Source organism: Actinomyces sp. HMSC075C01 (assembly GCF_001812965.1).
GTDB classification, from domain to species: Bacteria; Actinomycetota; Actinomycetes; order Actinomycetales; family Actinomycetaceae; genus Actinomyces; species Actinomyces acetigenes.
This window is the reverse complement of the sequence record NZ_KV811020.1, coordinates 24,286-38,329: the sequence shown is the minus strand read 5'-3', so window position 1 is coordinate 38,329 and position 14,044 is coordinate 24,286. Positions and strand designations below refer to the sequence as shown.

At 68.1% G+C, this 14,044-nt stretch carries 12 protein-coding genes and 1 tRNA gene; 3 read left to right on the top strand and 10 right to left on the bottom strand.

Features of this window, described 5'->3' with window-relative positions; genetic code table 11:
* Positions 1-20 precede the first annotated feature (20 nt).
* Positions 21-1,235, top strand: coding sequence for a glycosyltransferase family 2 protein (locus HMPREF2883_RS09965; protein ID WP_256277427.1), 1,215 nt, complete (start codon positions 21-23; stop codon positions 1,233-1,235).
* Between the two features lie 50 nt (positions 1,236-1,285).
* On the opposite strand, the gene HMPREF2883_RS09960 is transcribed toward HMPREF2883_RS09965, so the two are convergent.
* From HMPREF2883_RS09960 to HMPREF2883_RS09930, 7 genes are read right to left on the bottom strand one after another with little or no spacing between them, the layout of a single operon-like run.
* The gene (locus HMPREF2883_RS09960) at positions 1,286-2,062 is read right to left on the bottom strand and encodes a DUF6270 domain-containing protein (RefSeq protein ID WP_070661754.1); all 777 of its coding nucleotides are present in this window, start codon (positions 2,060-2,062) and stop codon (positions 1,286-1,288) included.
* Between the two features lie 2 nt (positions 2,063-2,064).
* Positions 2,065-3,102, bottom strand: coding sequence for an ABC transporter ATP-binding protein (locus HMPREF2883_RS09955; RefSeq protein ID WP_070661751.1), 1,038 nt, complete (start codon positions 3,100-3,102; stop codon positions 2,065-2,067).
* A complete protein-coding gene (locus tag HMPREF2883_RS09950; protein WP_070661748.1) occupies positions 3,089-4,003 on the bottom strand; it encodes an ABC transporter permease in 915 nt (304 codons plus the stop codon). The genes HMPREF2883_RS09955 and HMPREF2883_RS09950 overlap by 14 nt, the downstream gene beginning before the upstream one ends.
* Positions 4,000-5,718 carry a glycosyltransferase gene (locus HMPREF2883_RS09945; RefSeq protein WP_070661745.1) on the bottom strand — a complete coding sequence of 573 codons (1,719 nt, stop codon included), beginning with the start codon at positions 5,716-5,718 and terminating at the stop codon, positions 4,000-4,002. The genes HMPREF2883_RS09950 and HMPREF2883_RS09945 overlap by 4 nt, the downstream gene beginning before the upstream one ends.
* Positions 5,711-6,985, bottom strand: coding sequence for a glycosyltransferase family 4 protein (locus HMPREF2883_RS09940; protein WP_070661743.1), 1,275 nt, complete (start codon positions 6,983-6,985; stop codon positions 5,711-5,713). The genes HMPREF2883_RS09945 and HMPREF2883_RS09940 overlap by 8 nt, the downstream gene beginning before the upstream one ends.
* A gap of 4 nt (positions 6,986-6,989) precedes the next feature.
* Positions 6,990-8,030 (bottom strand): MraY family glycosyltransferase, encoded by a 1,041-nt coding sequence (locus HMPREF2883_RS09935; RefSeq protein ID WP_070661740.1) that lies wholly within the window; start codon positions 8,028-8,030, stop codon positions 6,990-6,992.
* Complete coding sequence (locus HMPREF2883_RS09930; protein WP_256277426.1) at positions 8,027-8,443, bottom strand: dolichyl-phosphate beta-D-mannosyltransferase; 417 nt, start codon at positions 8,441-8,443, stop codon at positions 8,027-8,029. The genes HMPREF2883_RS09935 and HMPREF2883_RS09930 overlap by 4 nt, the downstream gene beginning before the upstream one ends.
* A 539-nt stretch (positions 8,444-8,982) precedes the next feature.
* On the opposite strand from HMPREF2883_RS09930, the gene tagD reads away from it, so the two are divergent.
* Positions 8,983-9,402 carry a glycerol-3-phosphate cytidylyltransferase gene (gene tagD / locus HMPREF2883_RS09925; protein ID WP_070661734.1) on the top strand — a complete coding sequence of 140 codons (420 nt, stop codon included), beginning with the start codon at positions 8,983-8,985 and terminating at the stop codon, positions 9,400-9,402.
* 7 nt (positions 9,403-9,409) lie between these two features.
* Here tagD and HMPREF2883_RS09920 read toward each other — a convergent pair whose 3' ends face one another.
* The 3 genes from HMPREF2883_RS09920 to orn form a co-directional block, all read right to left on the bottom strand.
* Positions 9,410-10,270 carry a polysaccharide deacetylase family protein gene (locus HMPREF2883_RS09920; protein ID WP_070661730.1) on the bottom strand — a complete coding sequence of 287 codons (861 nt, stop codon included), beginning with the start codon at positions 10,268-10,270 and terminating at the stop codon, positions 9,410-9,412.
* A 205-nt stretch (positions 10,271-10,475) separates the two neighbouring features.
* Positions 10,476-10,551: transfer RNA gene (locus HMPREF2883_RS09915), tRNA-His, on the bottom strand.
* Positions 10,552-10,669: 118 nt separating this feature from the next.
* A complete protein-coding gene (orn, locus tag HMPREF2883_RS09910) occupies positions 10,670-11,281 on the bottom strand; it encodes an oligoribonuclease (RefSeq protein ID WP_070661810.1) in 612 nt (203 codons plus the stop codon).
* Between the two features lie 183 nt (positions 11,282-11,464).
* On the opposite strand from orn, the gene HMPREF2883_RS09905 reads away from it, so the two are divergent.
* The gene (locus HMPREF2883_RS09905; RefSeq protein WP_070661728.1) at positions 11,465-13,969 is read left to right on the top strand and encodes a serine/threonine-protein kinase; all 2,505 of its coding nucleotides are present in this window, start codon (positions 11,465-11,467) and stop codon (positions 13,967-13,969) included.
* Positions 13,970-14,044 lie beyond the last annotated feature (75 nt).

The following is a 14,044-nucleotide window of genomic DNA, read 5'->3' as shown; positions in this document are numbered from 1 at the left end:
CGGTGCCGGGGACCCCGCCGATGCGCCGCCGCACGCCCCTGGTCAGCCTCATCGTCCCCGTCTACGGGGTGGCCCCTTACCTGCCCCGCTTCCTGAGCTCGCTCGACGCCCAGGACCACCCGCACGACCGTCTCCAGGTCGTGCTCGTCCTGGATGGGGCCTGCGACGACTCACCGCAGGTCTGCCGGAGCTGGGCGAGGCGAACCGCCCTCGACGTCGAGGTCGTCGAGACGGACAACGGTGGACAGGGCCGCGCCCGAAACCTCGGGATGGGACGGGCCCAAGGGCAGTGGATCGGCTTCCCCGATCCCGATGACTGGCTCGCCCCCGACTTCCTCACCCGGCTCCTGGCCGCCAGGCGCCGCGGCGACGTCCTCCTGGCCGGGCGCACCCTCATCCACCAGGGCGGCGCTGAGATCCCCCACCCCCTCGACTTCCGCTTCCAGCTCGGGACGGCTCGGGCCGACGCCGCCCAGCAGCCGCAGGCCATCCAGCTCTCCGTCCACGAGTGCCTCATCCGGGCCGACCGGGCGCTCGCGGCCCGGTTCCCCGAGGACCGCGAGGCACCCACCTTCGAGGACGCGCTCTACCTGGGACGCATCCGAAGCCGCTGGGGCCGGATCGTCTACGTGCCCGAGGCCGTCTACCACTATGACAAGCGGATCTCAGGGGACTCCGCGGTCCAGACCGCCTGGTCGAGGCCGGGCCGCTACGTCGCTCAGATGCGCACGCGCTACCATGCCCTTCTCGATGCCGCCGGTGGCGCCCCCTGGGCCCAGCAGACGATCCTGTACGACCTGGGCTGGTACTTCGGGGTCGTCGACGCCGGCCGGATGCCCTCCGAGCCACCGGGGCTGGGGCAGGAGCACGCGGCCGAGATGCGCGGGCTGGCGCAGCGCCTCGACTCCGAGCAGATCCTCCGCAGCCCCTGGGGGAACCTCGGAGCCCGGGACCGGGCCCGCCTCCTGCTGTGGAAAGACCGGCCCGAGGTGGCGGTCGTGCGCGACGGCGAAGTCACCGAGCTGTGTACCGCCGAGCCTGCCGGCCGGCAGGCGGAGCCCCTGGGCTACGCCGGGACCGACGTCGGCTGGGTCCTCACCGGGGTCGAGGCGGCGCAGTGCTACTCCGGCACAGACGTCCCCCGCATCCCCCTGTGGCCCCGCCGGCCACGGCTGGCTGAGCCTGGCCCGGCCAGGACGGTGCGCCTTCGCAGGCTGCTGCGGCGTCGTCGCTGAAGCGGGCCGGTCCCAACCGGCCCGACGCCGCCTGCTGCACGCGGCGCGGCTCAGAGCGCCGGGGCGAGGCTGCGCGGTGCCAGGGCGATCTCCAGCTCGTCGGCAACCCATGAGTACAAGGAGGCGGCGTAGTGGAAGGGGGCGGCCCCCCAGCGGTGCGCGTCGTCGGCCACCACGAGCTCATCGGGCACCTGCAGGATCCGCAGGTCGGTCTCCTGGTAGACGAGGTCGATGTAGCGGGTCATGACCCAGTTGGCCTCCATGGCCGTCTGCCCCCAGCTCGGGACGGTTGACATCCCCGAGGTGGTCCGCGTCGCCCAGGGAACGTTGATGAGGATCGTCCGCCTCGCCAGGTCGAGCCGCTCCAGGAGGGCGTGGAAACGCAGCAGGGCGGGGCGCCACAGGTGCAGGTGCTCGGGCGTCCCCAGCTCGAGGAACCTGGCGGGAAGCCCCTCGTAGAGGCCGGCCGTCAGCGCCTCGGTCGAACGCGTCAGGAAGGCCCCGGGGGAGGTCTCCAGGACTCCGAGCCGCTCGTCGGTCAGGTCCCACAGCAGGAGGTCGGTGTATGAGGCGACGGCCGTCAGCTGCGCCTCCAGGTTGCCCACCATGTCGGACAGGAAGGACCGGCGGGCGAAGGACGATCTGAGCAGGGACAGATCGAGGTCCCCCACGTCGGCCGGGCGCCCCGCGCTGATGAGGGACTGACGGGCGATGTAACGCTCCACGCTCCAGCCCCGCTGCTCCATCTCACTGGCCACGTCCCTGGCCACGCAAGAGCCGTAAACCGTGATTCGTCCTGCTGTCATCGTGCTTTCCTCACTGTGCATGGTCATACTCCTCGAGCGTGTCGGTAGGGCAGTGTGCGGCTCTCCGAGCGTTGGATCCGCACCTCCGCCGGTTTCCACTTCTCCCGGCACTCGGCCAGGATCGTGGCGGCCTTGTCCGGCTTGTTCTTGGCGATGTTCCAGGACCACCAGCGGTAGTCGTGGGCGATCTGGGGCCCCGGGCCATCACCGATGAGCTCGCCATCCATGAGCCACAGCGCCCGGGTGCACATCTCCTCGATGACCTGTGCGGCATGGTTGACGATGAACACCGTCCCGGCGGCGCACCGCAGCTCGGTCATCTTGTTCTCGCTGCGCTCCTTGAACGCGGCGTCACCGGTGGACAGGGCCTCGTCGATGAGGAGGATGTCCGGGTTCGCCGCGGCGGCGATCGCGAACCGCAGACGCGAGGACATTCCCGAGGAATAAGTCTTCATCGGGCGGAAAATGGCCTTCCCGATCCCGGCCAGCTCAATGACCTGCGGAATGATCGCCTCGATCTGCTGGGGAGTCAGCCCCATGGCCAGGCATCCCAGGCGCACATTGCGCTCGCCGGACAGCTCGGGGACGAGGGCCGCATTGACTCCCAGGAGCACCGGGGTGGAACGGGCGCTCACCGTTCCCGAGGTCGGCGTCTCCAAGCCGCCCATGACGCGAAGCAGTGTGGACTTCCCAGCGCCGTTGCGACCCAGGATCCCGATCGACTCCCCGGCGCGCGCCACGAAGGAGATCCCCTTGAGGGCCTCGACCCTCACGTTGGGCCTGTGTCCCGTCAGCCCCAGGACGATCTTCCGCGCCACGGAGGCGGCGCGCAGCTCCTCGACGTCCGTGGAGGGCGCCCGGTAGCTCACCCGAATGTCGTCGACGACGACGGTGGCGGTGCCGATGCCGGCCTCGTGACTGTCTGCCGCGGTCATGACTGCGGCAGACGAGTCGCCATCGGGTGTCATCGTGACGATGGGGGAGGGCGTCGTCGTATCCTCCGGCTCGCCGGCCTGAAGGGTCGCAGACTCGTTCCTCAGTCCGGTCTCAGCGTTCGACACCGTAGGCCTCCTCCTTCTCCCAGAAGAACACGAAGGAGACGGTGGTCAGCCCCAGTGACCAGGCACCGAGGATGAGCCACATGCGCATCTGCGGGACGCGCTGGTACAGGATCGCGTCCCGATACATCGTGATGATGAGGTATCCGGGGTTGAGGTCCATGGCCCGCAGCATCAGCGGGTGATTGATGAACCGTTCGTAGGAGAAGAAGACACCTGAGGCGTAGAACCAGAACTGAGTCAGGAAGGGCCAGATGTTCCGCATGTCCGGGACCGTCGTCGTGATACGGGAGGCCGCCAGCGTCAGCCCCAGGCTCAGAAGCACCTGAAGAGCCAGGACCGGGACGATGAGGACCCAGTGCCAGCTCGGCCAGGTGTGAGGGGGAAGGACCACCACGAGAACGAGGAGCGCGATCATCGGCGGGACCAGGTCGATTGCGCAGCGAATCGTGTACGACGCGGGCAGGGCGGCCCGAGGGAAGGAGAAGCCCCGAATGAGGTTCCTCCCGGCGACGATCACCTGGCTGCCGCCGGTGACCGCCCGCTGCAGCGGCGGGAAGAACGTGACGCCGATGACGAGGTAGCCGATGAAGTTGTCAATGCCGCGGCTCGTCTGCAGGAGCAGCCCGAAGACGAGGAAGTAGACGATCGCGTCGAGCATCGGCTTGGCGATGAGCCAGGCGTTCCCCAGAAAGGTGCCCCGTTGAGAGCCCAGGGCCTTGGCCCGGGCGTCGGCCCAGATGAAGTGCCGGCGCTGCCAGAGCTGGCGGATGTAGGCCACCAGCGGCGGGCGCCGTCCCACCGGGTAGAGCTCGCTGAGCTCGACGACGCTGACACTGACCTGCGAGCTTTGCCCCCAGAACGGCTGCCCATCGGGCCACGGGGTCCAGGACGCCCTACTCATACCAGCTCCTTGTAGATCTCGGCTTGACGGACTGCGTTGCCGCTCCAGGTGGGCAGCGTCTGATGTGTTGGGGGCAGGAGCTCTCCAGCGGCCAGTCGGGTCAGCACGTGGCTGAGCGCCTCCACGTCGCCGGCCGGGAAGGACCGATTTGCTGATAGGGCGGTGATCTCGTTGAGCGCGGGAAGGTCGGAGGCCACCACCGGCCGGCCCAGCGCCATCGCCGTCATCGGCTTGAGCGGTGTCACCAGCCGGCACACCGGTGTATCCAGCCTCGGCACGCAGAAGACGTCCAGGGCCTGGTACCAGTCCAGGGCCTTGGCGCGCTCCACCCGTCCGGGAAGGACACACGCCGAGGTCTCCAGCCCCAGCTCTCCAGCCAGGGCCACCAGCCCGGGACGGCTGACCCCGTCACCCACGACGGCGCACCGCAGGTCGACCCCCCGGGCGCGGCAGAGTGCCACGGCCCGCATGAGCACGTCGAAGCCCTCGTAGCCCACCAGGGAGGAGACGCTGCCCACCCACAGGCCGTCGCGGGGCAGTCCCAGCCGTTGGCGGGCATCTGCCGGCGAGTACCTGGTGGCCTTAAGGGCCTCCTGGTCCACGGCGTTGGGAACGACCGTGATCCGGCTGGGCTCGACCCCCCGGACCGCGAGGTCCTCGGCCTGGACCCTTGACAGGACGACGACGGCGTCGGCCCGCCTGGCCATCTCTGCCTCCTTGGCCCGTAGCAGCGCGAAGCGCTCAGAGCCCAGTGACTCGGCCTGCTGACTCACCGGCCTGGAGGCCACCCAGGTGCACTCCAGCACCCCTCGCATCTCGTAGACCCAGGGCAGGCCGTAGGAGCGCGCCACCGCCTGGGTGACCAGGGCGTTGACGTAGTTGGTGGTCGTGTGCAGCACGTGGGGGCGGAACGCCTCCACCTCCCGCGCCAGCAGACGGCTCATCTGAGCCAGCCGGGCTATCGGTGCGGCCTGGGTGCGTGCGGGCAGAAGCCGCCGGTAGGTGACTGCGTCGACGACGTCGGTGGCCTGAGCGGCGGGCCTGCCGATGATGACGGGGTAGCCGATGCGGGTCACCGCCCGCACGTCGATGCCGGCGTCGCACTGCGCCTGAAGGAGTGCGTGCGAACGCACGGTGTAGCCGGACTGAGTGTGGGGCAGGGAGCTGGTCAGCAGGTGAAGGACTCGCAGCGGCTCACCGGGGTCAGGAGCGGTCCAGCCCGGTGAGGGGGACAAGCGGGGCAGGTGGAAGCCCTGGCTCATCATGGCGAGCTGGGAACGCAGACGGGCCCACAGCGCCCCGGAGCCGGGCGTTGCCTCCAACGTGCTGAGCGCGGCGCTCAGGTGTCCCCGGGACCACAGGTCCCGCGCGCGCACCGCGGGGCTCAGGCCCTCGGCCCCAAGATGCCTGCGCTCGGCGGAACCGAGGTGGATCGCCATCTCGGCGGCGAGCCGGCGGCCGAGGGCAGATCGCGGCACCGCCCGGCTCAGCGCGTCACTAGCCGAGTCCGGTCGGTCGGCGATGAACGCCGACAGCGCCCGGCGCAGCTCATGCTCGCCCGCGCCGATGCCGAGAGCCCGAGCGCTGCGGCCGCGCCAGGGCTCAGAGAGCCGACGCGCCCCCTGCAGGGCCAGGAGCACCGGGTCCTCGACCAGCTGCCGGGTGGCGGAGGTACTCAGCAGTGCCAGGTTCCTCAGGATCTGGAGGTCAGCCACCGGCCACCTGCCTCAGGAGGGACTCATAGCGGTCGGTCATGGCCTCGGCGTCGGCGTGGACCGCCAGCCAGCGCCGTCCACCCGCCACGTCCAGACGGCTGCGGTCGGCAGCCAGGGCGCCCCACAGGGACGCCAGGGCCTGCGGGTCCTGCGGGGCGGTGACGTCACCGCAGCCGGCGTCCTCCACAATGCGCCGGGCCTCCCCGTCCACCGAGGCGCACACGTGCACTCCGGCGGACATGATCTCGTAGAGCTTGGACGGGACCGTCACACACATGGCCGGCCAGTTCTGCAGGCTCACCAGCGCCGTATCGGCCCAGGCGTAGTGCTGAGCCACCTCGCTCCAGGGCACAGGGGGGAGGATCTCCACGGGGGCCCCGAGCCTGCGGGCCAGGGCCGCCACCTCCTGGAGCTGAGCCCCGTCGCCGACGATCCGCAGCACCACCGGGGTGCCGTTGCGCTGAGCGATGTGCGCGGCCCTCACCGCGAAGCCCAGTCCCTGAGCGCGCCCCACTGTCCCCAGGTACAGCACGTGCAGGGTGCCGTCCCAGCGGCGTCGGTCGGCACCCGTGCGGCCTGTCTGCACCGCTGCGCCGGTGTTGCGCACCGTCACCACGCGGCGTATCCCGCGGGAGCGCAGGACCTGGGCGAAGGAGTCCGTCGTCGTCACCACGGCCGTGGCCTCCCGCTCCAAACGGGTGATGAGCGGCGGTAGGAGGCAACGCGCACCCCGACCGACGACGTGAAGCCGACGGGCTCGGCGGGCCTGCGTGATGGCCGATGGGCAGGTGGCCGGCTCGGACCACTGCGCGGCTGACAGGAGCAGATCCGGCCAGGCGTCGCGCAGCTCCACCACGACCGGACGGTGCAGGACCCTGCCGACGGCGAGCGCAGCCGGGAGGGTGGGGAGCCCAGGAACCGAGCCGAGGATGACGTCGGGACGGTTGGCTCCCCGGAAGCGCCCCACCCCCAGGCGCACGGAGTCGGCCGCCGCGACCATCTGATCGACGCCTCGTCCGCACACGCCGCTGCTGTAGGGGCGGAAGATCGTGCGATGCACCATCGCTCCGGTGACGTCCCGCCTGATCGAACCAGCCACGTGGGCCGCGCCGCCTGGCAGGAGATGTCCTCCTGGGTAGTGGGGGGCCGGAGCCAGCACCGCCAGCTCGTGGCCCCGTGAGATCAGCGCCTCGGCCAGCCGGTTCCAGCGGCGTTGAGGAGCACCGACCTCCGGAGCCCAGTAGTGTGTGAGCAGAAGGATGCGCATGTCCTCACCTCGCCCGTCGAAGGGTGGGGAAGGGGTCGGGCGCTCCGACGATGGAGGGCATCCGCAGGTAGAGGATCAGGACTGCTGCCATGGCGACCTGGGACATCCAGAGCCGGCTGCCGGTCAGGAGGCTGCCCGCCGCCAGAGCGGAGCACGAGGCCGCGGCCAGGGTCACCAGGAGAGCCGATGCCCAGTGCGGCCATCCGGCGCACACCAGGCGCTGGTAGACATGAAGCCGGTGCGACTCGTACCAGCACTGACCTGCTCTCATCCGCATCCACAGGGTGTAGCCGGTATCCGCCAGAAGCACGAGGACGGGGGCGAGCGCCGCCTCCACGGCCACACCCCGGGCGAGGCAGGCCGTGACGGCGAAGGCCCAGGCGCCGCCCAGAGCGTAGGAACCGGAGTCACCCAGGAACACCTTGGCGCGAGGCGTGTTGAATGGCAGGAATCCGAGGCAGGCTCCGGCCACCGAGACCATGACGAGTCCCAGCCCGGGAACCGGGGCGACGATCGCCACCTGGACATACCACAGGGAGGTCATCAGGGCGTGGCTGCAGGCCAGGCCATTGGCGCCGTCCATGAAGTTCGTGGCGTTGACCAGTGCGGCTGTGCCCACGCAGATCGCCGGGGTCCACCACAGTGAGACCTCGAAGGCGCTGTGCGCTACCAGCCCGAGCCCTGCGCCCAGGGCGAGCTGGAGAACCAAGCGAGTCCTGACGGACACTGAGAACAGGTCCTCGCTCAGTCCGAGCAGCGCGAAGGCGAGCACGGTCGCCAGCCCCATGAGTGCGACGTCGAGTCCGGTCATCGCGTGGACCGCGCCTCGTTGGTGCACCGCAGCGAGGACGGCCGTCCAGGTGGCCAGCGAGGCGGACAGGACGATGGCGAGTCCACCACCGCGGGGAACAGGAAGCCGGTGGAGGGATCTGTCCCCGGGGACGTCAATGGCGCGGGCTCTCCTCAGAAGCGGGATCACGGCCGCGGTCAAGGAGGCGCTGACAGCTGCCGTCACGGCGAGCCCGCTCAGGAGCAGGGTGGTCATGAGGCCGCCTCCAGGGGCCGCCGTGCGTGAGCCCGCCATCTGAGTCGGAGCCGCCACTGATCCGTCACCGCGACGGCCGACCCGGCCAGGCTGGCGGTCCACGGAAGGAGATGAACCTTCGTCGCGAGGTCGAGGAAGCAGGAACCCAGTGCGAACCCGGCCCCCGCCACGATGACGAACGGCATGACCCGCGTGGAGGCCCACGGCCAGTAGTGCCAGGTCACACACCAGGCGGTCATCTGAATGAGCGCGGCGGCCACGACCCCTATCAGGAGCAGGCGCGGATAAAGAATTCGATGCGTTGATAAGAGCGTCCTGATAAGGGTCGCCAGGAAGAGCCATAGTGCCCAGGAGGCGATGTCCCGACTCACCGCTGAGAAATCGGACGGGAGGCCGGGCGCTGAAGCCGCCATGGAGGGGACGCTTGAGGTGGTACGGGAGGGGGTGGCAAGGGGGCGGGCAGGAGCTACTGCGACCACTGGTGACCTCCGGTCTTCTGGGGCGGGAAAGGCCTGGGGGTGGCCTTCTTTACTAGCTTTCTTATAACGGTAGTTGTGTCGCAGAGTTGGAAAAGCGACAGTGGTCATGATTGGCTTGTCTGCAATCAGACTGTGATGTTCGGGGCTTATCGTGACGGCGCCGAAACCGCTCGTAATCGTTGTGATATCACGGAATACCCGGGTTCTGTCACATGATGGCCTCAGCTTGTAGCGGCCCGGTGCGAGGAGTGGGTCGGCGGTTTCGCACATTCATTGGGTTAAGTGATAGTGGGTGACGGCCGACATAGTTGAAAGCCTGCTTCAGAGGGATAACAAGGGAATTTTGGGGGGTGTCTCGTGCCTAGACTTAGTGGCGAGCGCGTTCAACCGCCATACGCGCAACCAACGACAATGCCATCGATTCTTGTGTGATTCATACAAAAACGATGGACCAACCCGCGAGGACAATCCTAATGAAACGCATCATCACCTACGGCTCCTTCGATCTGCTCCACTACGGGCACATCGAGCTGCTGCGCCGGGCCAAGGCTATGGGTGACTATCTCATCGTCGCTCTATCGACCGATGAGTTCAGCGCCTCCAAGGGGAAGCGCTCCTACTTCTCCTATGAGCAGCGCAAGGCGATGCTTGAGGCCATTCGCTATGTCGACATGGTCGTTCCCGAGCAGACCTGGAGCCAGAAGAGCCAGGACGTCGACGAGTACGGCATCGATGTCTTCGTCATCGGCGACGACTGGATCGGCACCTTCGACGAGCAGCTCGAAGGTCGCTGCGAGATCGCCTACCTCCCGCGGACCCCGGAGATCGGCTCCGTTCAGGGACGGCCGTGCCGCGAGAGTCGGGAGGACGCCCAGGAGGCTCTTGTGCGGTGAGCGCCCCTCAGACGTGACGATTGTGTCCGGGGCCGAAGTAGACGTCGTCGAGCGTGACAGTCTGCAGGGAGCGCTGACGCAGGATATCGATGATCTGACCGTAGACCTGAGTGACGGTGGGGAAGTTCGCGTGACCGATGACGATGTGCTGCGCGAGCAGCCACTTCTGCGCCTCCCCGAGAAGGACCTCCGGCGTGAGCAGGCCGGAGTCTCCGAAGGAGCCGTACCACATGGTCGTGGTCGTGTAGCCGACCTTGGCGCAGACCGAGTCGGTGTAGGAGCTGCGGCCGCCGTAGGGCGGTCGGATGAAGGGGGCGCCCGTGACGCCGTAGGTGTTGCGCAGCAGGTTCTCGCACTGGGTGAGCTCCTCGATGATCCCGCCCTCCGACAGCGTCGTCAGGTCGGGGTGCGTCCAGGTGTGGTTCGCCAGCTGAACCTGCCCGGATTCCACCAGGGGCCTCATCTTGTCCCGGTTGTCGGTCCAGCTCGGATAGCTGCCGGTGACGAAGAAGGTCAGGCGGACTCCTGAGTCCTTGGCGAAGTCCAGGTAGGCGTCCACGACAGAGGAGTCGACGCCGTCGTCGATGGTGATGGCCACGACGTTGCCGACGTTGTCCGGCAGGCCGGTGATGGGTGAGTCCGCCGGACTGGGGGCGGGCAGTGGTGGAGGGCCGTCCTGAAGGTGGAGCGGGCTGAGGGAGGGGATCGGTGAGGGCGTGGGCGAGGGGGATGGTGAGGCCAGGGGTGAGCCCTGCGCCGGGGGTGAGGCCGGTGAGGCGGAATGGGCTGCCTGCTGTGCGGTGTTGCAGGCGCTGAGGCAGCCTGCGGTTCCGGCGGCCAGGGCGAGCAGGAAGTCGCGGCGTTGCATGGGAGGGACTTTCTCGAAGGTGGGTTGTCAGGGCACCGAGCACCTGCTCCGCCGGCCGAGGCGGTGCAGTCAGGGAGCTGCATGTTGATCGGGGCGCAGTGGAAAGGCTGGAGCCTTCGCTGTCAGCAGCATGCCTGCGCCACGAGGTGGCAGCGTCATTTGCTGCCGAGGAGGGAGAGGGGAGGACGGGATGATCCGCCATCAGTGGGGTGGCTGACGGGGTTTGAACCCGCGACCTCCTGGACCACAACCAGGCGCTCTGCCGACTGAGCTACAGCCACCATGTACGGCATCACCGCAACGAATCGGTACTGTATCCGCTCCTCTCCCCGCACACCAAACTGGACTCGGTGCACTACGTCACGTCCGGCAGGTGCGCAGAGGGCGCCGTCGCCCCGCTCACCTGGTGGGTGTGCGCAGGATCCGCTCAGCCGCGTCCTTGCACTCCTGGGAGCTCGGGCCCTCCCCGTCGGGGAACAGGACCTCGCGGTAGTAGCGCAGCTCGTCGATGGACTCCAGGATGTCTGCCAGCGCACGGTGCCCGCCGACCTTCTTCGGCGCGTGGAAGAAGGTCCTGGGGTACCAGCGCTTAGCCAGCTCCTTGAGGGAGGAGACGTCCACGATCCGGTAGTGGAGGTGCTCGATGAGCTCGGGCATGTCGCGGGCCAGGAACGCCTTGTCCGTGCCCACGGAGTTGCCCGCGAGCTGGGCGGTACGCGGCTCGGGCACCAGGGAGGTCACATAGTCCAGGACCGTGGTGCGGGCGGTCTCCATGGTCACTCCGTCCTCCAGGGCGGTCAGGAGGCCCGAGGAGGTGTGCATGGTGCGCACGTAGTCATCCATCTGCTCCAACGCGGCGGCAGGAGGCTTGATGAGCACATCGATTCCCTCCGCCAGGGGCTTGAGCTCATAGTCGGTGACGACGACGGCGACCTCGATGAGCGCGTCGGCGCTCAGGTCCAGGCCCGTCATCTCACAGTCGATCCACACCAGCGGGTCAGAGGTTGTCATCTGCTTGCTCACGGGAGCCACTGTAGTCATCTCGGCGAGCTTCAGGCCCCTGGACCCTCCCATGGGAGTGGTGAGATTCGAGGCGCGATGGGCGCTCATGTCCTGGCGGAGCGGTCCGGTGGTACGAAGATCGCGATAAGGTCTCCATGAAGTCTGGCCGCCCTTGAGCAACACGGAGCACTGATGTCCCACAGCCCCGATCCCCGTCACCTCGGAAGCTCCTACATCATGGAGACCCGGATCGGTGCAGGTGCCCAGGGAGAGGTCTGGCGCGGTCGGCGTACCGACTCCCGTGAGACCCTGGCCTTCAAGGTTCTGCGTGCGGATCTGGTGGAGAATCCCGACGTCGTGGAGCGCTTCATCAAGGAGCGCTCCACTCTGCTGCGGGTGCGCAGCCCCTATGTCGTCGCCATTCGTGACGTCGTCATCGAGGGGTCCACCTTCGCGATCGTCATGGACTATGTCAACGGCGGTGACCTGCGAGATCTGCTGAGGGTGCACGGCTGCCTGCCGCCTGCGCAGGTGGCGTCCCTGGGGACGCGTATCGCTCAGGGACTGTCCTCGGTCCATCAGGCCGGTGTGATCCACCGGGACATCAAACCCGCCAACGTCCTGCTCAGTTCCCGTCTCAGCCGGGGCGGCGACCCGGCTGAGACGGTCGTCGTTGGTGTCGCGCCGGGAGGGGAGGTGCCCGAGACTGTTGTGCCCCGACTGGCGGACTTCGGGGTGGCGCGCATCTGCGACACCTTCTCCGCCTCCCACATCACGGGGGCCATCGGTACACCGCTGTACATGGCGCCGGAGATCCTGTCGCTGCAGGCCCCGACCTCTGCCGCCGACATCTACTCACTGGGCATCATGCTCTACGAGATGGTGTGCGGGACGACGCCGTTCGTGGGGGAACCCGCCCAGCTGCTCAGCCAGCACGCCCGACGTGACGCGGGCCGGCCCCAAGGAGTGCCCGACCCGCTGTGGGAGCTCATCGCCTCGATGATCTCCAAGCAGCCCGGCACGCGTCCTTCCATTGAGGACGTCGCCCAGCATCTGGACGTCATGCAGTCCACTCTGGCCGGTCTGCCGGCCGCACCGCGACTCGCCTCGCCCCCGCAGTCAACGGCCTCGCTCGTTCCCTATGACTGGGATGCCCTGCCTCCTGCGGCTCCTGCGCCGCCGGCGACGCTGCCGAGTCCCTCGGCGATCTCGGCCACGATGCCCTTCGCCCCGGATGCGCCGACCCTGGTGGGCGGGCAGCAGTACGTCCCCAGCCTCGGACAGGCTCCTGTCAGCCCGGGAACGGTGGGGACCGCCGGCTTCGCGGTTCCTGAGATGTCGACCAGCCCCGGTGTCTCCAGCCCCTCTGCGCCCGCTTTCTACAGTCAACAGGGCCCGCAGTACCCGGAGGCTGCGACGGGTGGACCGCAGACCGGCGCGCGTCGGCGGTGGTGGCGGCGCCGGTGGGTGGCTGCGGCTGCCGTGGTCACCGTCCTGGCAGTAGTGGGGGCGAGCGCGGCCTGGTGGTACTTCTTCTCCGGAGCGGAGACCGGCAAAAGGTGGGCGGCGGACCTGCCTGCCGGCAATGGTGTCCGGGAGGAGCTGCGCTACTCGGATGTCTCCGACCCCGTCATGTCCGCAGACGGGACCACGATGGCCTTCTGGCACGACAGCAAGACGCGCCTGGTGGATCTCACGAAGAGCGCGACGACGCCGGTGTGGAGCGGTGAGTGCGACAAGACCCGCCCCTGGGTCGGTGGCTCGATGCTCTGCACCAAGTCCAGTGACGAGTCCACGGTGATCGGGGCTGCGGGCAAGACCTCCAAGGTGCCTTTCTCCAAGGACTCCTTCTACATCGGCGCGACGCCGGAGCTTGGCATGGTCTCCGACAAGGGGGAGGGTTTCGACGGAGGCCCCATGAGGGCGTACGACGCGTCCGGCAAGGAGAAGTGGCGGATTTCCGGCGAGTACAAGGGAGGCCGGGTCGCTAACGGCTTCATCCTCACTTACGAGATCAAGTCGCGACAGTTCCAGGTGCTGTCGGCCAAGACCGGCGAGGTCCTCGTCTCGGAGCACGGCGAGCAGCCGGACTCGGACTTCGATGAGGACACTCGATTCCCCGGTGGATTCAACATCGAGTCCGGGCCGCAGGCCTTCTCCCGAGTGACGTCCTCGGGCGCCACCATCTACAAGGCCAACGGCAGCGAGGCATCAACCGTCTCGGGGAAGTTCTCGGAGAAGCACTGGTGGGCCGCGTCAGCGCCACTGGATGCCTCGTCACTGAAAGACGCCTACTCCTCCTTGGCGAAGGCATCGTCCTCGACCACCCCGGTCATCGGTTCCGACGGCACGGTCAACGTCGTCGTCGACGCCAGTGCTTGCACGGCCAAGGTCGGCAGCAAGCAGCTCGCGCTGCCCGAGTTCTCGCGTTCCGATGGTTGTCACATCAGATCCATTGGGCTGCTCCGTGACGGACAGGTGCTGATGGAGGTCGGGAAGTACAGCATCTTGGGGAGTGATCCGGGGAACCTGGTCGTCGCCGTGTCCCCGGATACGGGCAAGGTCGGCTGGAAGACCCCCGGCGCCTACGGTGGCACCGTTGTTCCCGCCAAGGGCCAGAGCGACGCCCGTCTCCTGGTCGTACAGGGCTCCTCTTTCAACTTTGACCTGGTGGTCTCCCGCATCACCAGCAAGTAGGAGCACCTGCGATACACGGCCGATACATGAGCGCCGGGGTGCCGACCACAGAACTGGTCGGCACCCCGGCGCTCA